Origin of the sequence: Sulfurimonas sp. RIFOXYD2_FULL_34_21, from assembly GCF_001830805.1 — a bacterium.
GTDB lineage: Bacteria > Campylobacterota > Campylobacteria > Campylobacterales > Sulfurimonadaceae > Sulfurimonas.
The window spans coordinates 123,328-146,560 of record NZ_MICH01000010.1; the positions used below are offsets into that span (position 1 = coordinate 123,328).

Consider the following 23,233-nt stretch of genomic DNA (forward strand, 5'->3'; position numbering starts at 1 on the left):
CACTAAATCTAAAACTTTTAATAACTACTTTTAAGTTTTAAATTGACTAAAAATCTTAAAACAAATCCGCATGTCCAAAAAATATTTCCTGATTTGGATTTTTACGCATACTTTCCAAAATCTCTTTAGCTTTTAGTTTTGTCTCTTTATCGAAATATATAAGCATATTTCTTGAAAATATAAAGTCAAATTTTCCAATATTTTTAAAGGATGAGTCAAATAAATTTGTAAGTTTAAATGTTACATGTGACTTTATTATATCTTTTAGGATAAATTTCTCGCCATCTTTTTGAAAGTATTTGTCAATTAACAGAGATGATAAATTTCTTACATTTCTCTCTTTAAAGAGAGCTTTTTCTGCTTTATCTAGTGCATCTTGGTTTATGTCTATACCGACTATATGAAAACTGTGTTGTGGGATGTCGGATTCTAGTAATGCAATAACTATGCTATAAGGTTCTTCTCCCGTTGCAGATGGTGCACATAAGATATCCACTTTCTTATCTGTTTTTTTGACCAGTTTTACAAGTTCTTCAATTTGTTTAAACTCTCTATAAAAAAATGTCTCATTTGTTGTTAAAGTATCAATAAGTTCTTGTTTAAGCTCATTGTCATGCTTAACATTATGCAAAAGTTCTAAAAATGATTTTATTCCTCTTCGTCTGCAAAAAGCAGTAACTTTATTTTTTAAAATAGATATCTGCTTTTCAAATGTTACGCCTGTCTCATTCTTAAAATACTCTGCTACAGGCACTACATCCGCATAATCTTCGTCTTTTGCTACTCTTATCTCAATATTTTCAATTGCTTTTTTTTTCTTAAATATACTAAACATTAACTGCAAAACCTCATAATTTTATCTCTAATCTCTACGATATCCAAAACTTCAATATTTGGTACTTCTGCTCTTGCTCTAGCAGTCATACCATCAACAATAGCGCTAGATTCTGTTTGTGTAACAGCTTTTGCTCCAGCTTGTGAGAGCTGTTTGCATCCATCTACTCCATCATCGCCAATTCCTGTTAGAATGACTCCTAGAATTTCTATATTTTTAGCAAACAAGACAAAAGAGTTAAAAATGGCATTTATATCTGGGTTATATTTATGTGCTTTTGAAGGGCTAGTTTTAAAATTTAGTATAGAAGCATTTTTTTTAATAATGGTACTCCCAAAACAGAGATAGACATTGCCGGATTCAAGCAGAGTGTTATTGTTTGCTAAGGTAACAGAGTTTAGGCTATGCTCTTGCAATCTTTTTGCAAAACTAGGTATAAAATCCATCGCCATATGTTGAGCAATTATGACGCTTGTATTTCTTAGTATGGGTAGTGATGAAATTATTTTTTCTATCTGTCCCGGACCTCCTGTAGAGGCTCCTATTAGGACGATTTTGCTAGGTATGGAATAGTTCGAGTTTTGCATGAAGCTCATCAGTCATGGTATTTAAATGTTTTGCCGCAGCAGCAATCTCTTCGACATTTCTTGCATTTTTAGAAGATATTTCGTTTATTTGTGAGACTTGAGATACCACATGCTCTATATCTCTTCCTGTTTTTTCAAAATCACTAACCGTTTTATCGCTTGCATCTGCCGCATCATTAACTATAGTAACACTCTGATTTATTTTCTCTTCAACGTCTATTGCACTGTTTGATAACTCTTGAATCTCCTGTGAATTTAAGCTCATTTGAGTGCTTACGTCCATAATTGATTGAACTATCACGTTTATAGTAGCATTAATTTCCGTAAGTGATTTTTGAGTTCTCTCTGCAAGTTTACGAACTTCATCGGCAACAACCGCAAATCCACGTCCGTGCTCTCCTGCACGAGCAGCTTCTATAGCGGCATTAAGTGCTAGAAGATTTGTCTGGTCTGCAATGTCTGAGATAATCTCAAGAACGTTCTTAACCTCATTTGCTTCATGCGAAAGAGACTGCATCTTGTCGGCTAGTTCAATTTCCAACTCTGCAGAATTTTGAACTTTATGAGTTAGATTAACTATCTCTTCCCTTGCAAACTTTAGATTCTCATTTGCCTTAACGATATCTTTTTTACTATCCTGTGCATCATAAATTGCTCTTTGGATTTCATCTTTTATTTGATTTGCTTTTTGTGTAGCTTCATTTATGACAACAACTGAGTTTTCTACATTCTCTCCAACACTCATTGCGGTAGTAGAGAGTTCATACGAGATAGATGCGTTTTCGCCGGAGCTTTGTTTAGAAGTTTCTATTAAGTTTTTTAGATTATTTAACAGTGCGTTAAAACTATGTGCCATTTGGGAGAGTTCAAGCGGAGTATTCTCGTTTGCAGGTATAGTTAAATCATGATTTTTACTTATTTTAAGCAGTGTTTCTTTAAACTCTTCTATCGGTTTAGATATAGCAGTTTTAGTTAGATATAGTATGAAAGTCGTAAAGATAATTATACCTACTGAAACAAGAGCAATAATCTCTATAATAGCATATGATGCATCAGAGAGCTTTTTTTCAATAGAATTATGAGTTGTTTTATAGAGTTTAAGCTCAACGTCTCTAAGCAGGTCTATTGAAGCAGTGACTGTTGAAAACCAGAGTGATGATTCTATCCCAAAATCGCCGTTCATACCTTTTTCTTTTGCAATATTCATCATTGACATTGTTTTATCTACAACTTCGCCTTTAAAGGTAGCTTCATAGAAGTTTTTTAATTCAGGCGATGTTAAATTGTTAAACTTGCGAATATTTACATCATAAGTATTAATGCGACCCAAAAATGCAAAATAATCTTTTTCTACAAAAGCATCTTTGTTAAAAGCAACATTTAAATTAGCTCTTATCTGCCCTAGAGACTCTTTGGCTGAAGCCATATGTGTATATGCTTGAATAGTATTTCTAATCTCTTTGTTCTCTATAAGAGATGGAGCATGTGTGGTTGTATCGATAAGAGTTATAATAATTTGTGTAAAATAAGTTCCGGTCTCAGGCGCACTTATGCTTAGGGAGTCAATAGAGGTTCTTTTTTTAGCTAATTCGCTAAAAGAGTCTAAAACAGAGCTATCGCCCTTTGTTTTCGCATAAACGTCTCTAACCTCTGTGATTGCACTGTCCACGTTTAGCCTAGCTGCTGGAATAGCATTAGCGTTATTGGTGCCTTGTGATGCCGCAAAACCTACACTAAGACCTCGCTCTATTTGCATATAATGAACTGCTTTTGCCAAAGACTCGGTTTCTAATACATAATTTTTCGTAGCTTCCAGACTGCTCTTTTCATCTACCGTTTTTGTGATTAAAATAACTGATAAAAATAATATGGCTACAGTAGGAAGAATTGTCAATAGTAGCAATTTGGATTTTATACTCGATTTTCTCATAACTCTCCTTTTAATTTAAAAAACAGATGTTAACATATAAAATTAACATTTAAGATTAATAACAAAAAATATTAATATATTTTTTTAAAAGTTAATTAATCTTGTATTGTTTTAAAAAAGGCACTTTAAATCAAGTAGTATAACTTAAGTATAAAAGAGTTCTAGTTTTACATGTAGTTCATCCGTCATAGAGTTAAGGTGTTCGGCTGCCGCGGCTATCTCTTCGACGCTTCTTGCGTTTTGTGAAGAAATTTGATTTATCTCTGAAACTTGAGATACTATATATTCTACATTTTTACCAGTTTGCTCAAAATCTCCTACTGTTTTATCGGTTGCCATAACGGCCTTTTTAACTATCTCAACGCTTTCGTTTATCTTTTGTTCTGCATCCGATGCATTAACTGCCAATGCTTGAACTTTATTTGAATTGGAACTCATTTGTGTGCTTACATCGACTATGGATTGAACTATCACATTTATGGTAGCATTTATCTCCGCTAAGCTTCTTTGCGTTCTCTCTGCAAGTTTGCGTACTTCGTCGGCAACAACTGCAAATCCACGTCCGTGTTCTCCTGCACGTGCTGCCTCGATGGCTGCATTTAGTGCCAAAAGATTGGTCTGATCCGCTATATCGTTTATTATTTCTAATATACTTTTTACTTCATTTGCCTCTCTGGATAGAAGCTCCATTCTTTGTGCTAACTCGATTTCAAGTTGTGCTGAATTTTGAACATTATTTGTAAGAGTAACTATCTCATCTCTGGCACTGTTTAAATTTTCGTTGGCTTTTATAATCTCTTGCTTGTTTTTTTGTGCTTCTTGTATAGCAAGAGTTATATTGTCTTTTATATCATTTGCTTTTTTGGTAGCTTCATCCACAACTGTTACGCTCTTTTCAACGTTTTTGCCTACCCCCAAAGATGTTGTAGATAGCTCATGAGAAATGGATGCATTTTCGCTTGATGATTGTTTAGAAGTTTCTATAAGATCTCTTAGAGTTTTTATAAGAGCATTAAAACTAGATGCCATTTCTGACAACTCTTGTGGAGCATTTTCGTTTGCGGTTAGAGTAAGGTTGTTCTCTTTTGCTATCAATATAACAGTCTCTTTAAAATTTTCTATAGGGTTTGTAATAGATGATTTTATAAACCAAAATATAAAAATCGTAAAAAGAGCAATACCGATAATCAATGCTACCGACAATACCGTTATGTTAAAAGATGCTTCTTCTATCTTTTTATCCGTTAATTTATAAAGATTATCATACAGTTTAAGTTCTACTTCCCTAAGTAAATCTATAGAAGCGCTTACTGTAGGAAACCATACCGAAGAATCTACTCCTAAACTTCCTGTATTTCCTTTTTTTAGAGCCGTATCTATCATGTTAAATGTTTCGTTGACACTCTTTCCTTTAAAGGTGTTGTCGTAAAAATCTTTTAACTCTTTGGAAGAAAGAGTTAAAAATTTTGTAGTATTTATGATATAGCCGCCGTAACTTTTTCCAAAAGCAAAGAACGTATCTGACGCAAATTCGTCTTTTATAAAAGCCCCGTTTAAAATTGCTCTTATCTGCCCTAAAGTCTCTTTAGCTTGTGCCAAGTGAGTATATGCTTGAATTATATTTCTAGCTTCTTTATCATTCATTAAAGAAGGGACATAGGCCGCATTTAAGAGCAAAGAAGCTATAGTTTTCGTATAGTACATTCCCACATCAGGCACGCTTATGCTAAAAGAATCTATGGAGTTTCTTGTTTTAGTAAGATCTTTTATGCTGTTAATAACTGAATTATCGCCTTTTGTATTTGTGTAAACTGTTTTTATATTATCTATAGTTTCATTGACTTTTTGTCGTATTTGTGGGAGTATATTTTTATTCTTTTTGCCTTGGCTTGCCGTAAACCCGACGCTTAAACCTCTCTCTATCTGTATATAGTGAATTGCTTTTGCTAAAGCTTCGACCTCTTGTACGCGATGCTTAGTCATAATTAGATTATCTTTTATGCTTATATCGTAAAATACTCTGTTTACGGATAGTGCTAAGATAACAAAAATAGGTATAACGGTTAGTATCAATAATCTTGTTTTTAAACTTACTTTTTTCATTTTTTTCCTTATAGGGTGCTTTTTACGGGAATGGTCAATGTATTTTTAGGCTCGGAGAAATAATAACCTTGTGAATAATCGATATCTAGCTCTTTTACTATATTGAAAATTTGTTTATTCTCTACAAACTCGGCAATAGTTTTCATATTTAGTTTCTTTGCAAACTCTACAATTGCCGAGACGACAAGATATGAGTTTTTGTCGGTAGCTATATTTTTTATAAGAGAGCCGTCTATTTTTAGATAATCTGCCTGAAGTTTTATCAGATACTCAAAGTTGCTATATCCTGTTCCAAAGTCGTCTATGGCTATTTTAGAGCCGTATGTTTTGACCTTCTTGATAAAATCTGAAACCTCTTCAAAATTTTGTATATACTCAGATTCTACTATTTCAAAAACAACTCTTTTGCCTATGTCATAGTTATCAAGCATCTTAAATATAAATAGTGTTATATTTTTGTTTAATATATCTTCAATTGTAATGTTTATAGAAAATTCTGCATTACTCTCTTTAAACATCTCAAAAGATTGTCTAATTACGATTTTTGTTATATCAAAATATTTTTTTGTTTTTTTAGCTACCTCTAAAAAGAAAAAAGGTGAAATTATTTTGCCATCTTCATCTATCATTCTTATAAGGGCTTCAAATTTTTCATGCTTTAAAGTATCATTATTTACTATAGGCTGGTAAAAAGTTATAAACTTATCATTTTGTAAAGCGGTTGTTAGTCTTTTTGCACACTTTATATTATTTTCATATTTATCATTTAGTGAGTTTTCTTCATCATAGACTACAAAGTCGCAGTTTTTTTGTTTCGCCATTTTTAGTGCCATATCAGCACTAATAAGAAGATTTTTTTTATCTTCAAAAGATATACCGCAACTACATGAAAGCACTATCTCTTTCTCGGCAAAAATAAAAGCATCTTTTAAAAGAACAAGAATATCTTTACATGTAAGCAAAAAACTATCTTTCACATCTACTGTGGATAAAATAGCAAATTCATCACCTTGAAGTCTATAAAAAAAGAGATTTTTTTCTTTGGAGATAAAATTATAAATCTTTTCCGCTACTGATTTTATGATACGGTCTCCACATTCATGTCCATAAAAATCATTTATCTGCCTAAAATCATCAATATTAAAAAGAGCAAGTGATAAGTTTTCTTTTGCTTTTATGTCACTATTTAACTTATATCTATTTCCATAATTTGTAAGAGCATCGGTTTTTGCTGCTTTTTCAAAAAGAGCCTTTCGTTCAACTATATTTGTTATATCTGTTCGTATTCCTATGTACTCTAAAATATCCCCATTATTATTTAAAATAGGTTTTATATATGCCTTTACCCAATAAAAGCTGCCATCTTTTTTACGGTTTTTTATCTCTCCGCACCATGCTGTTTTTTTATCTTTTATAGTTTGCCATAAATCTTCAAAAATTTCTTTTTTCATATCATGATGCTTAATAATACTATGAGGTTTTCCTATAAGCTCATGTTCTACATATCCGCTGATTTTACAGAATTCATGATTTACATAGGTTAAAATACCGTTTATATCTGTTTTTGAGACTATAGAACTCTCATCAACAGCTTCTTTGTATTGTTTTAACAAAGACAAAGAGCTAACATATTCCTTTTCCAATAAATCCGTAGAAGATAAGATTTTTTTCATCATTATTGTTATTAATACAATAATCATTATTATTGTTAAAGCAAAAAAAATCATAACAACGAAAATTTTATATGACAACACTCTTAATTTTTGAGTGATAGACTCATTTACAATCTGATATAAATCAAAATCTATTTTATGAAGGAAATCTATAGATTTAGTACTTTTTTCAAACCAAGAAGAGGGTTTAACATTGAAATTTTTTCGAGCTTCATGTTTAATGACAAAATCAATTATTTCAAATGTTTCGTTTATCTCTTTTGTGGTAAATCCTGTTTTATAAAAGTCCAGTACCTCTTTTGGGGCTATCGTCATAAAATTAAGTATATTTGCATTATATACTCCAACATTCTCTATAAATAAAAAGAAGTCATTATTTGTATATGAGTCTGCTATAAAAACTTCATTGAGTATAGCTCTGATTTGCCCTAGTGCTTCTTTAGCCAAAGTAAGATAACTGTATGATTGGATAAGATTTCTATTATCTTTGTCGTCAATAACCGAGGGTAGAGTTTTGATGATATTTATAAGAGATGCTATCTCTTTTGTGTAGTAGCTTTTTACATCCGTCGTAGAGAGATCTAAAAGATAGATTTGTTCCCTTTTTGCTTTTAGCTCTTTTATTATATTTTCTATAATATCGTACTTATCACTTTTGTTGGAAAAGGTTAATTCCGCATTTTTTATAGCATCGTCCACATTTTTTCTTGACAAATGAAGAGAGTCGTTTTTTTTAAAATTCGCTATGTATCCAACGCTAAGACCTCTTTCGATTTGCATAAAGTGAACTATTTTTGCTATTGCCCCGGCTTCTACTATATGTTTTTTTGAAAATTCCAGATTATTTTTCTCTTCAAAAATCTTATCTAAGATTACATATGAGAATATGGCTATGATTGTTAGAGGAACTAAAGATAAAAGAAGTAATTTAGATTTTATATTTAAACTTTTCATAAAGTTCTTTTAACCTCTAGGTATTAATTTTAGCAACAAATGCTCTAAAATCGATTGTATAAAATCTATAAAACGGTGCATATGAGCAATAGATACTCAATAAATATTAATCTACTTTTATATAAAATAGAATCATTGTTTTTTAATAAAATTAACAAATAACAAAGTGTCTTACAAGTGTCTTTTTAGGTACAGTGGATTATATTGAAATTATTTCACTAAGTCAATAGTTTTTTAGTGAAAAGATATTTTTTTGCTACAGTAGTGTAAATTGGAGGTTCGATGACGGGTGAAGAATTGAAAACAATCCGAAAAGAGTTGGGTTTCTCCCAACAAGCGCTATCAAAAGAGTTTGGGGTGTCTGCAAGACAAATTGTAAATCTAGAGAAAGGATTAACTCCTATCAAGGAAATATATATTGAAAAAATTTCACTATTAAAGATGAAATTAGAAGCTCAAAAAAATATGAAAAATCATATGGATGATTTAGAAAATTTGGATATGTCTGAAAAAGAGTATGATGGGTTAGTTGCATATAGAGAACTTGATGATGATGAACAAGATATTTTTTATTATGAATTAAAAGCTGCAGCAGCAAAAAAAAGGAAAAGGCTAAAAGAAACTTCTCTGTTATCATAAAATTATAACTTTTTTATTATCTTTAGAGAAATAAAAAAACGCTACAATAACTCAATTTTTAAAAGGATATTTTTATGCCATTATTAGACAGTTTTACGGTTGATCATACAATTATGCCGGCACCTGCAGTTCGTCGTGCCAAAGGAATGAAAACACCAAAAGGGGATGATATAACGGTGTTTGATTTAAGATTTGTTCAGCCTAACAAAGAGATTTTATCCTCTGAGGGTATTCATACTTTAGAGCATCTTTTTGCCGGTTTTATGAGAGACCATTTAAACAGTGATAAAGTAGAGATAATCGACATCTCCCCAATGGGTTGCAGAACAGGGTTTTACATGAGTTTGATAGGTACTCCGGATGAGAGAGTTGTAAGCGAAGCATGGAGAGCCTCTATGGAAGATATACTACATGTAAAAGAGCAAAAAGATATTCCCGAACTTAATGTTTATCAGTGTGGGACTTATAAGATGCATTCGTTAGCGGATGCAAAAGCAATAGCTCAAAAAGTGCTAGATAGAGGTATAGGCGTGATGAACAACGAAGATATTGCGCTTGATGTGACAAAGGTAAAATAGTACATGTATATTTTAATTCCGATGGATAGCGATAATTTACAAGACTCATCTATCTGTAAGATAAATGAGGCAAAATGTTGGACTCAAATCCTTTTAGAAGAGGGCAGAGTCGTAGAGACAAAACATAGCGAAGATAAAGATAGTTTTGATAATTTTAGTGAAGTTTTGATTGTTATGGATGAGAGCGAATACGTGTGGCCGTTTATTGAGCTTGGAATGATGATTTTAGTAGCTCACACGCAAAGAAGTGTTGATGACATTATGGAAGCATTTTTATTTAGAGAGTTAAACGAGCTTACCTACTAAAAAATGAAAAATCTAGAACAATTTAGAGCGTTGTTTAAGCCGCTTCCGGGTAATCATTATCTACATGTAACAACAAACGTTGATGAGATATCGCTTCTGTTTCAAGAGATGATGCAAAGAGTTGATGGTAGATTTGACATAGCTCTTTATGCAAAAGAGAGTATAAATGACATGTTAAAACTCTCAAGTTCAAATATTCAACATGTTGATGATTTTTCAAAACCGTTTCGTGCACTGCCGCGAGACCATGACATGGTTGTTTTAAAAGATATTTTTTATGCGCATAAAAACAAAAAGATGATTTTGAAGCACTCATATTTGACACTTGCAAACACTGCAAATATTATCATTATGGAGAAAAAAGGTGTTATGGATATCAAAGCAATTAAAGAGATGCTTGAAGAGTATGAATTTCGCGCACCAAATGAGATAGATATCGTTGACGGATATGACTTGGTAATGGCTAAAAAAATGCACATGTGGGGCAACGGTTTGTAAATGAAAAAGTTTGACGATGAACTTCATGAGATGGTTTTAAGCGAAGACGGAAGCTATACGGCTTACTCAAAAGAGTATGATGAGCATTACCATTCTACAAAAGACGGTGCGTTTAGAGAGTCGCTGTTAAAACATGTAAAACCAGCTTTTAAAATTAAAGAGACTTTAGCAGAGATATCTATTTTGGATATCTGCTTTGGTTTAGGTTTTAACACTTTGGCAACTATTTACTATCATAAAAAAAACGCTCTGGCTTCAAAACTCAATATTTTTTCTCCCGAGTTAGATGCATCTTTAGTAAAATCGTTGAGTAAATTTAACTATCCAAAAGAGTTTGATGAATTTAAACATATAATTACAAAGCTTTCAGATAACGGGTTTTATAGCGATGAGAATCTACATGTAGAGGTTTTTTTGGGTGATGCTAGAGAATATATACTAAAATTTAACAAAGAGACGTTTGACATAGTTTATCAGGACGCTTTTTCTCCAAGTGCAAATCCTGCTTTATGGACAAAAGAGTATTTTGAAGATATCAGAAATATCATAAAAAAAGATGCTATTTTGACTACATATTCAATTGCACTGCCTACAAGACTTGCCCTTTATGAGAACGGTTTTAATGTTTACGTAAATCAAGGGGATGGTTTTAGAGATGCGACGGTTGCTTCTTTAAGCGAGCTAAAGGAGTTTATACATGTAGATATGAAACATAAAATTTCATGCAATCCACATGTAAAATCTCTAAGGGATTAGGTTTTAAATTTATTGAGTTGGGTTTTTAGTGTTTGGCTTACACCATAGAGTTTGTTTGAGCTTTGAGAGATATTTATAGCATTGTCTCTGTTTTGACTGACAATTTTATCAATTGCAGCTATATTGCTTAAAACTAATTCGGCTTTTTCCTGAACAGCTTGCGTGCTTTGAAGAGACGATGTTGCCAAATCAGCCGTTGAGGTTATGATGTCTTTTGTGTATTGAAGCTTCTCTCTCATGATTTCCGAGTTGTCGCTTAACTCCCTTGTTTTTTCTACGTTACCGTTCATCTGGGTACTTGCATCTGTTATCGATTGGGTAATAACACTAATATTTGCATATATCTCACTGATTCCTTTTTGTGTACTCTCTGCAAGTTTTCTCACTTCATCGGCAACTACTGCAAATCCTCTTCCGTGTTCGCCGGCACGAGCCGCCTCAATAGCGGCATTGAGTGCTAAAAGATTTGTTTTATCCGCAATATCTTCTATTATTCCTAAAACATCGTTGATTTTTCGTGCATCATTTGTGAGTTGATTTAGGTGAGAGGCTATATCTTCCTCTACTTGAGCATTATGCTGAATTTTATCTACTATATCCAATATATCTGCTTGAAGCTCCTGAAGATTCTCCTCGGCTTTTGATGTTACCTCTTGAGTTTTTTGAACATTTTGAGCAGTATTTAAAAGCTTCGTTTTCATATCATCACTCATATCTTTTGTAGCATGTACAATTTCAAACTCTTTGTTTGATGCATCACTGATAGAAGACGCACTATTTTTCATCTCTAGCGTAAATACACCGTTTGAGTCTGATGAATTTTTTGCTTCATTAATAGCTTCTTGAACCTCTTTGATAAATGTTTTAAAAGCAGTGGAAACCTCGCCGAGTTCGTCACTGTTTTTATACCCTGAATCATTATCAGATAAATCGAGTGTTTTTACCGTAGAAACAATAGTATCTCTTATAGTAAGTATGCTCTCTTTTACAAATGCATAAAGTCTAAAGTTTAAAAGCGCAGAGACTAAAATGAAAAATATAATAAGTATCAAAATATTGTAAAAACTTTTTTCTAAAGATGAAAAGGTCTTGTCGTAAATAGCTCTAATCTTATTATTCACTTTTTGTTTTATGATATTAAACTTTTTATTTATTATGGCACTTGATAAAGCCCACTCATTGGATGCTATCTTTGCTAAAGTTTCCATGTCTTCTTTGTTATAGGCATTTTCTATACTATTTAAAATTTCTGTTGAATTTTTATATTCTGTTATGATTTCATCAAAAGAGCTTTTTATATTTTTATCTTGATAAAATGATGTTTTCACTACATTTTCAATAATATAATCCATATTTTTTCTTGTCTCTAAAAGAGCGATTCTAGCACCTTCAAAAGCAATAATTCCTGTTAATGCATTTGAAATATTGTTTTGAATAGAGTTGAAGTCATTGATAGCATGTAAAAGCTCATTTTGTGGTTTAAAGTTATCCTCATATATTATTTTTAGAGCATTTTCTCCGCCGTTTGAAGCTACGAGTGAAAAGTATCCTAAAAATGACATACTTATTATTACCACAAAGATATTGCTGACAAGCTTTTTTGATATAAGAAGGTTGTCTTTATAAATAAGTATTTTAAAAAGAAAAAAGAGTCCTATGACAATAACAACCGCTATTGATGACATCAAGATAATATATGTAGATAAATTCTCCTTTAAATACTCCTCTTTATCGATATTTATCTCATTAATACCGTCAATCTTTAGTCCATTCTCTTTCCACTTTGTTATTCCGTTTTGAAGCCAAAAGACATTTTTATAGCCGGCTTTTGCACTGAAAACGGCAGCCTTGTATGATTTCCAACACTTAACCCCGTTACAGTAAAATATAAGTTTCGTATCTTTGTCCGATGGAATTCTTGAGTTGTAAAAAGTATCGTTTGAAGCATCAAAGTTTTCAATCTTATTTTCATTTCCTCCTTTCTCATCATAGTAAGCGGAGAGAGCTCCATCGATTTTTTCAAAAGCATACTCCGGAACTTTTCTAGTATCTATAAACAAAGCACCGTTTTGCTGTAGTGACAAAGCACTTGCGGTATCTACTAATTTTACTCCATACTTCGCAGCGGTTTGAGCATCAGGAGTGTTTGGTTTTGCAAAAAGAGTAGTTAAAGAAAAAGCGATTAAAAGTAAGAAAAATTTTAAAAAGTACATAATGTAAGCTCCGATGAATTAAATTTACGCGTAGCCAATAGTATAGCAAAATGTAATTTAATTGTTTAATGTTTGTTAAATTTTTTCTCGTTTTTCATAAGCCATACAAAAACATCCACGACGGCACTATAAAGTTCGCTGGGTATCTCATGGTCTATTTCTAAATTTATAAGCGAGTTTACAAGAGCCTCATTTGCAAATATCGGAATATCAAACTCTTTGGCTTTTTGTACTATCATTTGAGCAATATTGCCTTTGCCCGAAGCTATGACTTTTGGAGCACCACCGCTTGTTTTATCATACTTTAAGGCAGCTGCTTTATCACTCATTTTCTAATATATCGCAGAGATAGATTCTACTTCATCCCATGTCAGAGAAGCTTTTTGATGTGAAATAATATGTGCAACGTATCTGGCAAACATATCGGTTTCGATATTTACATGTGAGCCTTTGCGGTAGTTTCTAAAAAGTGTCTCTTTCATCGTATGCGGAATTATAGTAAGTCTAAAACTATCCGCAAACACTTCATTTACGGTTAAGCTTACGCCATCAACGGTTATAGAGCCTTTTGGAATAATGTACGGGATAAATTTTTTATCTACATGTATAAAAACATCATATGAGTTGCCGCTGTTTTTTATCTCTTTTATCTCGCCGATACAATCAACATGACCTTGAACGACATGTCCTTCAAACCTGTCGCCCATCATCATGGCAGGTTCTATATGAACTTCGTTTTTGTAGTTTTCCATCGCCAATACTTTTTGACTCTCAGGAGAGAGCTCAACGCTAAAACCGTCGCTGTTTACTTTTACAACCGTTAAACATGCTCCGTTGATTGCGATAGAGTCGCCGAGTTTTGCTTTATGTTTTGCTCTGATACTCAATGTACTTCCGGCTAAACTTTTTACATGTGCTATCTCTCGTATTAATCCAGTAAACATCTACTTTCCTTATTTTCTGCCTCAAAGAGGCAAGCTTTAGTGCCTTAGCGGCTAGCGTAGTCAAGCGGGACTTGTTCCGATTGACGCATAAATATTAAAATACTATTTTACCCTCTTCTTGAAGACCTTTGATAATCTCTTTTGCTTTGGCATGTCCATTGTATGCGGCTTTTCTGCACAAGTCAAGTGCTTTGTCATGGTCTTGCTCGCATCCGACTCCCTGATCATAAAGCAGACCAAGATTATAAAGCCCTTCTGCCAGACCGCCATCAGCTGCTCTTTTAAAACATGTAAAACATCTGCTTTCGTTTTTTGCGACACCGTGCCCGTCTTTGTATAAAACTCCGAGATTGTTAAAAGACTCTAAGTGACCGCGTTTTGCTCCCTCTTCATACCAAAAAGCGGCTTCTGAAAAGTTTTGAAGACATCCCAAACCGCGCTCAAGCATAAGTGCTACCTCATACATAGCCTGAGGCACTTCTCTAATAGCCGCTTGCATGTAAAGTTCATGTGCCTTAAACTGGTCATGAGAAACTCCGCCGATTCCGTTCATGTATAAAATCGCCAAATTATAAAGTGCATATGGCTGTTTTAGCTCTGCCGCCTTTTCGTAAAGCTCTACTGCTTTTGCATCATCTTTTTGACAATATTGAGAATTTTGATACATGTAGCCAAGAGATGTCATCGCATCTGCATCATTTTTATCTGCCAACTCGGTATAGAGTTCAAAGGCAGTTTTAAAATCCTGCTTGTTGTATGCTTCATGTGCTTTTTTTATCATCTGTTTAAACCGTATTAAAATATATTATGCAAATGATACTCAAAAATGATAAAATTCGCTTTAATGAATCAATTAAATAAAAACTGGAACTATATATGAATTATGATGTAATAGTAGTCGGCGGCGGACATGCCGGAGTAGAAGCGGCTCTCTCAAGTGCTAGAATGGGTAGTAAAACTTTGATGATTTCTATGCTTGCCGAAAATGTTGGAGCAACTAGCTGTAACCCTGCAATAGGCGGTTTGGCAAAAGGACATTTAGTGCGAGAGCTTGATGCTCTAGGCGGCGAAATGGGGCTTATTACCGATGAAGCCGGAATTCAATTTAGAATACTCAATCATACAAAAGGCCCTGCCGTTCGCGGAAGTCGCGCTCAAATCGATATGGACAGATACCGTGTTATTGCAAGAAACAAGGTTCTAACAACTTCAAACCTTGATTTGGTTCAGGAGATGGTGGAGTCTCTTATTGTTGAAGATGCAAAAGTCAAAGGCGTAAAAACCAATTTATTAAATGTTTATATGGCTAAAAAAGTGATTATCACAAGCGGAACATTTTTAAAAGGCGTTATACATGTAGGCGAGATAAAGCAAATCGGCGGACGTTTCGGGGAGCAGAGCAGTGTCAGTCTTAGCGACTCGCTAAGAGAGTGCGGTTTAGAGATGGGCAGACTAAAAACCGGTACATGTGCCAGAATAGAGAGTTCGTCTATAGATTTTTCCGTTATGGAAGAGCAGGGCGGAGATGAGATTCCAAGTCCTTTTAGTTTTAGAACCGACAGAGAAAATTTTAGAAAAACTAAAAAACAGATTCCTTGCTTTATAGCTTATACAAATGAAAATACCCATAACATCATAGAGAGTAATTTTTACCGTGCGCCGCTTTTTACGGGACAGATTGAGGGAACGGGACCAAGATATTGCCCAAGTATAGAGGATAAGATAAATCGTTTCAGAGATAAAGACAGACACCATCTTTTTATTGAGCCTCAAACTATGGAAAATACCGAGTGTTATATAAACGGTATGAGTACTTCGCTTCCGCCAGATGTTCAACAACAGATGATTCACTCGGTAAAGGGACTTGAGAATGCAAAAATAGTTCGCTATGGATATGCTATCGAGTATGATTTTGTAGATCCAAGAGAGCTTAAACATTCACTTGAGACAAAAAAAATCAGCGGATTATATCTTGCAGGACAGATTAACGGAACAACCGGTTATGAAGAGGCTGCTGCTCAGGGCTTGATGGCAGGCATAAATGCGACACTTGCAATTCAAAATAAAGAACCGCTTGTCTTACGCCGTGATGAAGCATATATCGGTGTTTTGATAGATGATTTGGTAACAAAAGGGACAAAAGAACCTTATCGCATGTTTACATCTCGCGCAGAATACAGACTTCTGCTTCGTGAAGAATCAGCAGACACGAGACTTAGCCGTTACGGACATGAAATAGGACTTATTAGTGATGAGGTATATGAAAAAGTCAAGTTGAAAAATGAGCATATTCAAGATGGACTTAGAGTTTTAAATGAGACCGTATTTACGCCTAACAGAGAGTTTATAGAGTTTTTGGAATCAATCGGAGAAGAGAAGATAAAAGACACTATTACCGCTCAACAGCTAATCTCAAGAAAAACTTTCGATATAGAGAAGATGATAAAAATAGTGCCTGAATTAGACAAGTATGAAGATTATATAAAAGAGGAGATTTTAGTAGAGGGTAAATATGCCCGCTATGTCCAAAAGCAGAGCGAGGAGATAGAGAAGATGAAAAAATATCTCAAAGTAAAAATCCCGCAAAATTTTAACTTTAGAGCAATAAGCGGTTTGAGCAAAGAGATAGTTGAAAAACTAGAAACCTTCAATCCTCCTACACTTCAAGCGGCTTCTCAAGTTAGCGGTATAACGCCAGCGGCGATAGAGATACTTCATATACATATAAAAATTGATTCTAAAAAACAAAAGTAAATGAGAAAATACATAAGTTCTCAGGAGAATAAATTTATATGATTGAAATTTTATTATTGTCATTTGCGCTTTCTATGGATGCATTTGCAGTTTCAGTCGGGCTTGGTGTGAAATCACAAAATTTTAATAAAGAATTAGCTTTTAAAGCAGCACTTTTTTTTGGTTTTTTTCAAGCTTTAATGCCACTTGTCGGCTATTTGGCAAGTATTGGTTTAGGAACTTTTATAGAGTCGATAGATCACTGGATTGCATTTGTTCTTTTGTCGGCAATCGGCGGAAAAATGCTTTATGAAAGTTTTCAAGAGGGAGCTGAAGACGAGATAGCTCAAATAACAAATAAAGTACTTTTATTTTTAGCAATTGCTACAAGCATAGATGCAATGGCAGCCGGATTTACTCTTAATTTACTTGAACTTGATCCTTTTGTATCTATGGCACTTATTGGCATAGTGACATTTGCATTTAGTTATTTTGGAGTTTATATGGGAACAAAAGGCGGTTCATTTCTTGAAGATAAGGCTGAAAAAATCGGCGGAGTTATTTTAATAGGAATTGGACTGAAAATATTGATAGAGCATTTATTTTGAAACAACTATATTTTTAGTACGATATGTATTCTCGGATAATTTGAGTTTTACTAAGTATTATCATTCTTTGTTTAGTGTTTAATCTCTTTAATAGTACAATTCGCGAAAAAATTGAAAAAGAGATAGTTTTGAAAATATATTATTATGTACATACCGGGCACCGTATAGGGCTTGACAGATTTAGAAGAGCGTGTAGCATAATTCGTTTGCTAAAAGATGTGGATATTACCCTTCTTTGCTCTGATTTTCGCATTGCTAATGAGGCAAGAAACTTCGGAGTGGATAAAGCCGTAGGAATAGACGTTGTAAGAAATATCCCTAAAATTGCAAATCGCGGAGATAAAATAATTTTTGATTCAGATGAAGCAAATTCTATAATGCTTGAAGATATGCGTAGTTATTTTTCTACTTTTATACGTGTCAGCGATGATAAAGATGACGTAAAAGCGCCAAATGAGTTTCTAATATCTCCATATTTAAGCGGAGAGGGTATTTGTAATGCCATTGTTGTGGATGACAAATATTTTCAAAAAGAGGAAAAAAATATAAAATTGTCTTACTTCTTTGGAGATGATGATTATGAAAAAGATTTAGAAAAAAATATCTCTTTTATTGAAGAACTGAACCCAAATCTGCTTCTAGGTTTTTACTATTTTTTAGATTATGAAGACATGTTAAAAGAGAAGTTTATAAATCATCAAGAGTTTGAAAATTATGATGAAGTAATAAAAAAATCAGAGATTTTAGTAACAGCGTCCCCTCAAGCTGCTTTGGAAAATTTAGCATCCGGTGGAAAACCGATATATTTTCAAAGAGATGATTATAATTCAAATTTTCAAGAGTTGTTTAATAAATTAAATATACCTATAATAAAAAACTATGAATATTGTCAGCTTTTGACAACATTAAAAAGCCTTGAAAACCGCGAATATTCCGAAATGGAACATATTAGTAACAAAATCGAAAAATTCATAAAAGAAAGCTTAACTTTATAATTACTTAAATATATTTTAGTATATAATCAGCATTTAAATTTTACAAGAAAGAGAGAGCAAACATGCATAACAGTAGCCGTAGAGGTTTTATGGGTAAAGCATTTGGCGCCGTAGCAGGTGTTGGTGCAGTTGGTTCATTGGTTGCAATGAAAAAGACTTGGGATCCGCTTCCGAGTGTTAAAGCTGCCGGTTTCACAACTCTTGATATGACAATATATCCAGAGGGTGAGTTAATAACGGAAAAATGGAGAGGAAAACCAATTTTCGTTTTGAAAAAAACTCCTGAAATGGTTGCTAGTCAAACAGAGAGCCAAAAAGCCAGAGATGTCGTTGTAGGCGATTCTCATTTTATGTTAGCTATCGGTTTATGTACACACTTAGGCTGTATTCCAGGGTATAACGCTGCAGAGAAGTCTTTTTTATGTGCTTGTCACGGCGGTCAGTTTAACTGGGCAGGTGAAGTAACAAAAGTTCCACCACCACGCGCATTTGATATTCCTCCATTCAAAATTGAGGGTACTAAAATTGTTCTTGGCGAAGTAGGTCCGGAATATAAAGCTATGAAAGATAGCGGCATAACGCTTTAAGGGGGAGGAATTATGGCACATTTTACAAAAGCAACAAGTGTTAAAGATTGGTTGAACCAACGTTTAGCAGTTGAAAAAGTTGAAAAAGTTATGGCATCTGAGTATTGGATTCCAAAAAATATTAACTTTTTATGGGCAATGGGTATGGTTTTAGCGATAACTTTCGCACTACTGTTAGTTTCAGGTATTTTCTTGTTAATGTACTATCAACCAGATGTTAAAGATGCATTCTATAGCGTAAACTATACGATTATGAGAGATGTTGATTTTGGATGGTTATGGAGACATGTTCACGGTGTTGCTGCATCAGTTGTTTTCTTAGTTATCTATATTCACATGTTTACAGGTATCTATTACGGTTCTTACAAAAAGGGTCGTGAGATGATTTGGATTTCAGGTATGCTACTTTTTGTTACTTTCTCGGCTGAAGCGTTTTCTGGTTACATGTTGCCATGGGGACAAATGAGTTACTGGGCAGGTATGGTTATTACAAATATTTTTAGTCTTGGCGGATTACATATGGACGGTTTAGTTGAGTGGATTCGTGGAGATTATGTTCCGGCACAAGCATTCTTAACTCGTTTCTTTATGCTTCACGTACTTCTTTTACCATTAGCAATTATGGGATTAATCGGGCTTCACTTCGCAGCTTTACGTATTCCACATGTTAATAATCAAGACGGTGAAGAGATTGATTTTCATGCAGAGAGTAAAAAATATTTAGCAGGTGATAAAGCCGGTTCAAAAGTTATGCGTTTTGCTAACGATTTTATGAGTAAAGATATGATGGTTGTAGGTATCTACTTAATTTTTTTCTTTTATCTTGTATTTTTCCAATATGGATTTGCACTTGACCCTGTAAACTTTGACCCTGCTGATGGACTTAAAACTCCTGCGCATATCTATCCTGAGTGGTATTTCTTATGGTCGTACGAAATTCTTCGTCCATTTTCTGTAAATATCGGTCTAATAGCATTTGGTTTTGCACAAGTTATCTTTATGTTGTTGCCATGGTTGGATTTAAGTCCAAATGCAGTTCCTGCAAGTCGTCGTGGAGCGTTTAATATATGGTTTTGGATACTTTTGGTAGATATGATTGTATTAACAGCTATGGGTAAATTACCTCCAGAAGGTATATTTAGTACTATAGGTTTAGTTGCGGCACTACTATTTATTATATTATGGGTAGCTCTTCCATTTATAACTAAAAATGAAAAAAAAGCGTAAGGAGAATAGGATGAAAAATAAAGAACCTTTAATACTGGTTGTTGTTGTTGCTTTTACTCTCCTAACTTATTGGTTAGTTGAGCCGTTTGCACACTCTCAAATGCATAAACATGTAGAGGGAGAAAATTTTGCTTATGCAGATTTGTCGCCGATTAGTAAAACAGGTAATGCACAAAACGGTAAAGTTTTAGTTACAGGGGCAGCAGGATGTACTGGTTGTCACTCAATTAATAAAGAGAGTATGCCTGCAGCAATGGACGCAGTTACAGCTGCTGGAAGTTATGGTGTAAATCCACCTGATTTAAGTAATGCTGGAGTTGTATATGATGCTAAATTTTTGGCAGATTTAATTAAAAATCCTGCTCATGCACTAAAAGTAGAGCATAAGTTTGATGCTGCTAAAGGTCAAATGCACCCGATGGTTCCATTTTATGGTGCTGGCGGAGACATAGATCAAGAAATTGCGGATATGGTTACATACTTACAATCTATTGCTGTGAGCAAAGAGGAATTGACTCCTACTATGGCATATGAAAATGCTTGTGGAAGATGTCATGCAGTCTCTTATGAAAAATGGACTCAAATTGGTACAAAGCCTGAGTTCAAATTTGAAAAAGAGTCTTTGGCATTTGATATAAAAGTGTTAGAGTATCAAGAATCACTTACAAAATATATGGGTAAATTGCCTCCAGATTTAAGTATGTATATTCGTTCTCGCGGAGAGCACTTCATAAGCACTTTTGTGGAAAACCCTCAAAACCAATTAGCTGGTACTGCAATGCCTAGAGTTGGTGTTACTGCTGATACTGCTGAGAAAGTTATTGAGTATCTAGCAGATGCTGGCGATACAAAAAGACATGAGAGAGCGTCTGTTGGTAAAAATGTAATGATTTTTGCTATCATATTTGCTATTTTCGCACTGCTTTGGAAAAAACAAGTGTGGAGAGAGTTGCACTAATTTAAAAAATCTTACCTCTTCTTGAGGTAAGATATAATTTTACTACTTCCTATGTCTCCCAATTTTATACCATTACAAATCTTTAGTCATCGCAAACTAAGTGAAGCAATCTAAAAGAATAGTTATCAAGAACTCTATTGTCTCTTTATTACTACAACAATTGTATTGCTAATTAAATCATGAAGAGCTTTTTTGTCTTTTCTATAAAAAGGGATAAAAAGTCCTAAAAGTGTAGTTGCAGTAAATAAAAAAGCAACAAATCTTAAAATTGCTTTAAAAAAACTTATATTATTTCCTGTTTTATCATCAACAACTTTTATTTCGTAAGCTTTTTTTCCAGGGGTCTGTCCGAACTTGCTTAAAAGTGTCGCATAAATAAGCCCATAAAGAGAAACTCCTACAAAAGGTGCTAGCTGCGAGGATTGAAAATCATCTTTCCCATTCATTGCTACATAGGCTATACCATAAAGTATAGGTGCATATATCATAAACATATCTGTTATGAACGCTTTAACCCTATAGTTATATGGCGCATAAAAATACTTTTGCGCTAACTTTACATCTAATAATTTGTTGTTTTTTTTAAGTTTTCTAAATCTCATAGCGTAATTATAACAGATTAAAGAGTCATTTAAATGCCTAGAATATGCAAAATATGACTTAAAATGTATAATTAATAACAATAAGTAAACAAATTATGAATAAAAGAGTTGGTTTAAACTTAATTTAAAAATTGGGGGTGTAGAATATGTCAAGTCGTAATTTTTCACATAATTAGAAGTGATACTTGAGTGATAATTTTATCACAAAGGTATCACTTCTATATGGGTGATAAAGAGACAAAAACAGGAGAAATAAATGAGAAAAATAGTAAAAATGTCAATAGTAGCAGCGTCACTAATTGCAACTACAGCAATGGCTGCAGATAAGGGTATCGATATTACAACAACTGGTCAAGCGGTAGTTTACTATCAAACACTAGCTAATAACGGTGCAGGTTCGCCAGACCTTTTTGATCAAGCAACAGGAAGAGCTAATGCTGGTCTTCAATTAAATTTGGATGCAGATCTTAAAAATGGCTTTACTTTTGGTTCACAAATCAACTATTTAGGAACATTAGGTTTAGAGAAAAATATTGTTTCTAATACTATGCAAAATGTTAACGGTGGAATAACTGAAAACAGTATTTCTGATGATGTTTATTTAAGCCAATTGTATGTTGCTAAAAAAATTGCTAATACAACTGTAAAACTTGGTCGTCAAGAACTTCCTCAATCTCTTTCACCGTTTGCATACTCTGAGGGATGGAATGTATTTAAAAATACTTTTGATGCTGCTTTAGTTGTTAACACTGATATTCCAAACACTACTTTAGTTGGTGCTTATGTTGGTGGAGGAAACTACAACAATGTTGGATCAAATATGTCAGCATTTGGAGATCTTACTACAACAGCAGGTACTGTAGATGGTACAGCTTATATGCTAACTGTTCAAAATAAATCTATTCCAATGGCTACTGTAACAGGTACATACTATTCAGTATCAAATGTAGCTGGATCTGTTGATGCAGATATTTTTTGGGGTGATGTAGCTATAGCTGGTAAAGATTTACCAATGGGACTTAACTTTGGTATTCAAGGTGGACAAATTTCACCGGATGCTGCTGGCTTAACAGATACTAGTGCTTTAGGTTTAAAAGTTGGTATGAAAGTTGATGCTCTAACTTTAATGGCTGCTTATACAACTGTTGATGACGGAACTGTAGGAATAAAAAATACTGGCGGTGTAAAAACTCCACTATATACTCAAATGATTCTTAATCAATCATCTTTATATTCAGACAATGACACTTACATGTTAAAAGCTGCTTATAGTCTTGGTAGCGCAGGTACAATTATCGCTCAAGGTACAATGACTGATGATAACCGCAATATTGCTGTTCCAAAAGATTTAACTGACTTAGAGTTAATTTACAAAGTTAAAGCTGGCGGTGTAGATTTCTTAGCTGCTTACGTTAACCAATCTTGGGATGCTGCAGCTGGTGCAGCTGATGGTCAAGATTTAGTTCGTCTTGTTGCTCGTTACAACTTCTAATAAACATTTTATATT

22 protein-coding genes are annotated in these 23,233 nt (G+C 33.7%); 12 read left to right on the top strand and 10 right to left on the bottom strand.

What is annotated here, in order from left to right; translation table 11 throughout:
• Window positions 1-55: 55 nt before the first annotated feature.
• From A2530_RS06295 to A2530_RS06315, 5 genes are all read right to left on the bottom strand, one after another.
• On the bottom strand, window positions 56-835 hold the full coding sequence (locus A2530_RS06295) for a CheR family methyltransferase (protein ID WP_294885013.1): 780 nt from the start codon (window positions 833-835) through the stop codon (window positions 56-58).
• On the bottom strand, window positions 835-1,422 hold the full coding sequence (locus tag A2530_RS06300) for a chemotaxis protein CheB (RefSeq protein WP_294885012.1): 588 nt from the start codon (window positions 1,420-1,422) through the stop codon (window positions 835-837). The genes A2530_RS06295 and A2530_RS06300 overlap by 1 nt, the downstream gene beginning before the upstream one ends.
• The gene (locus A2530_RS06305) at window positions 1,394-3,352 is read right to left on the bottom strand and encodes a methyl-accepting chemotaxis protein (protein ID WP_294885011.1); all 1,959 of its coding nucleotides are present in this window, start codon (window positions 3,350-3,352) and stop codon (window positions 1,394-1,396) included. Before A2530_RS06305 ends, A2530_RS06300 begins: the two co-directional genes overlap by 29 nt.
• Window positions 3,353-3,496: 144 nt before the next feature.
• Entirely contained in the window at window positions 3,497-5,455 is a 1,959-nt protein-coding gene (locus A2530_RS06310) for a nitrate- and nitrite sensing domain-containing protein (RefSeq protein WP_294885010.1), read from the bottom strand.
• An 8-nt stretch (window positions 5,456-5,463) separates the two neighbouring features.
• Window positions 5,464-8,082, bottom strand: coding sequence for an EAL domain-containing protein (locus A2530_RS06315; RefSeq protein WP_294885009.1), 2,619 nt, complete (start codon window positions 8,080-8,082; stop codon window positions 5,464-5,466).
• A 282-nt stretch (window positions 8,083-8,364) separates the two neighbouring features.
• On the opposite strand from A2530_RS06315, the gene A2530_RS06320 reads away from it, so the two are divergent.
• The 5 genes from A2530_RS06320 (at window position 8,365) to A2530_RS06340 (ending at window position 10,859) form a co-directional block, all read left to right on the top strand.
• Window positions 8,365-8,721: a helix-turn-helix transcriptional regulator gene (locus A2530_RS06320; RefSeq protein ID WP_294885008.1), complete on the top strand. Its 357-nt coding sequence runs from the start codon at window positions 8,365-8,367 to the stop codon at window positions 8,719-8,721.
• Between the two features lie 74 nt (window positions 8,722-8,795).
• Window positions 8,796-9,299 (top strand): S-ribosylhomocysteine lyase, encoded by a 504-nt coding sequence (luxS, locus tag A2530_RS06325; protein ID WP_294885007.1) that lies wholly within the window; start codon window positions 8,796-8,798, stop codon window positions 9,297-9,299.
• A 3-nt stretch (window positions 9,300-9,302) separates the two neighbouring features.
• On the top strand, window positions 9,303-9,605 hold the full coding sequence (locus A2530_RS06330) for a hypothetical protein (RefSeq protein WP_294885006.1): 303 nt from the start codon (window positions 9,303-9,305) through the stop codon (window positions 9,603-9,605).
• Between the two features lie 3 nt (window positions 9,606-9,608).
• Entirely contained in the window at window positions 9,609-10,103 is a 495-nt protein-coding gene (locus tag A2530_RS06335; RefSeq protein ID WP_294885005.1) for a hypothetical protein, read from the top strand.
• Window positions 10,104-10,859, top strand: a complete 756-nt coding sequence (locus tag A2530_RS06340; RefSeq protein WP_294885004.1) for an MnmC family methyltransferase — start codon at window positions 10,104-10,106, stop codon at window positions 10,857-10,859.
• Here A2530_RS06340 and A2530_RS06345 read toward each other — a convergent pair.
• From A2530_RS06345 to A2530_RS06360, 4 genes are all read right to left on the bottom strand, one after another.
• On the bottom strand, window positions 10,856-13,072 hold the full coding sequence (locus A2530_RS06345; protein ID WP_294885003.1) for a methyl-accepting chemotaxis protein: 2,217 nt from the start codon (window positions 13,070-13,072) through the stop codon (window positions 10,856-10,858). The genes A2530_RS06340 and A2530_RS06345 overlap by 4 nt on opposite strands.
• A gap of 65 nt (window positions 13,073-13,137) precedes the next feature.
• Window positions 13,138-13,401, bottom strand: coding sequence for an EscU/YscU/HrcU family type III secretion system export apparatus switch protein (locus tag A2530_RS06350; RefSeq protein WP_294885002.1), 264 nt, complete (start codon window positions 13,399-13,401; stop codon window positions 13,138-13,140).
• Between the two features lie 3 nt (window positions 13,402-13,404).
• On the bottom strand, window positions 13,405-14,016 hold the full coding sequence (ribE, locus tag A2530_RS06355) for a riboflavin synthase (protein WP_294885001.1): 612 nt from the start codon (window positions 14,014-14,016) through the stop codon (window positions 13,405-13,407).
• Between the two features lie 94 nt (window positions 14,017-14,110).
• Complete coding sequence (locus tag A2530_RS06360; RefSeq protein WP_294885000.1) at window positions 14,111-14,797, bottom strand: tetratricopeptide repeat protein; 687 nt, start codon at window positions 14,795-14,797, stop codon at window positions 14,111-14,113.
• Window positions 14,798-14,892: 95 nt separating this feature from the next.
• Here A2530_RS06360 and mnmG point away from each other — a divergent pair, with 95 nt between their 5' ends.
• From mnmG to A2530_RS06390, 6 genes are all read left to right on the top strand, one after another.
• Window positions 14,893-16,770, top strand: coding sequence for a tRNA uridine-5-carboxymethylaminomethyl(34) synthesis enzyme MnmG (mnmG, locus tag A2530_RS06365; protein ID WP_294884999.1), 1,878 nt, complete (start codon window positions 14,893-14,895; stop codon window positions 16,768-16,770).
• A 38-nt stretch (window positions 16,771-16,808) separates the two neighbouring features.
• Window positions 16,809-17,357 (top strand): manganese efflux pump MntP family protein, encoded by a 549-nt coding sequence (locus A2530_RS06370; protein WP_294884998.1) that lies wholly within the window; start codon window positions 16,809-16,811, stop codon window positions 17,355-17,357.
• Window positions 17,358-17,485: 128 nt separating this feature from the next.
• A complete protein-coding gene (locus tag A2530_RS06375; RefSeq protein WP_294884997.1) occupies window positions 17,486-18,352 on the top strand; it encodes a hypothetical protein in 867 nt (288 codons plus the stop codon).
• Between the two features lie 62 nt (window positions 18,353-18,414).
• Window positions 18,415-18,939 (top strand): ubiquinol-cytochrome c reductase iron-sulfur subunit, encoded by a 525-nt coding sequence (gene petA, locus A2530_RS06380; RefSeq protein ID WP_294884996.1) that lies wholly within the window; start codon window positions 18,415-18,417, stop codon window positions 18,937-18,939.
• Between the two features lie 12 nt (window positions 18,940-18,951).
• The gene (locus tag A2530_RS06385) at window positions 18,952-20,166 is read left to right on the top strand and encodes a cytochrome bc complex cytochrome b subunit (protein WP_294884995.1); all 1,215 of its coding nucleotides are present in this window, start codon (window positions 18,952-18,954) and stop codon (window positions 20,164-20,166) included.
• Between the two features lie 10 nt (window positions 20,167-20,176).
• Window positions 20,177-21,124, top strand: a complete 948-nt coding sequence (locus A2530_RS06390) for a c-type cytochrome (RefSeq protein WP_294884994.1) — start codon at window positions 20,177-20,179, stop codon at window positions 21,122-21,124.
• A gap of 134 nt (window positions 21,125-21,258) precedes the next feature.
• Here the strand turns inward: A2530_RS06390 and A2530_RS06395 are convergent, their stop codons facing one another.
• Window positions 21,259-21,726 (bottom strand): RDD family protein, encoded by a 468-nt coding sequence (locus A2530_RS06395; RefSeq protein ID WP_294884993.1) that lies wholly within the window; start codon window positions 21,724-21,726, stop codon window positions 21,259-21,261.
• A gap of 256 nt (window positions 21,727-21,982) precedes the next feature.
• Between A2530_RS06395 and A2530_RS06400 the strand changes: the two genes are divergently transcribed.
• Window positions 21,983-23,218 carry a hypothetical protein gene (locus A2530_RS06400; RefSeq protein ID WP_294884992.1) on the top strand — a complete coding sequence of 412 codons (1,236 nt, stop codon included), beginning with the start codon at window positions 21,983-21,985 and terminating at the stop codon, window positions 23,216-23,218.
• Window positions 23,219-23,233 lie beyond the last annotated feature (15 nt).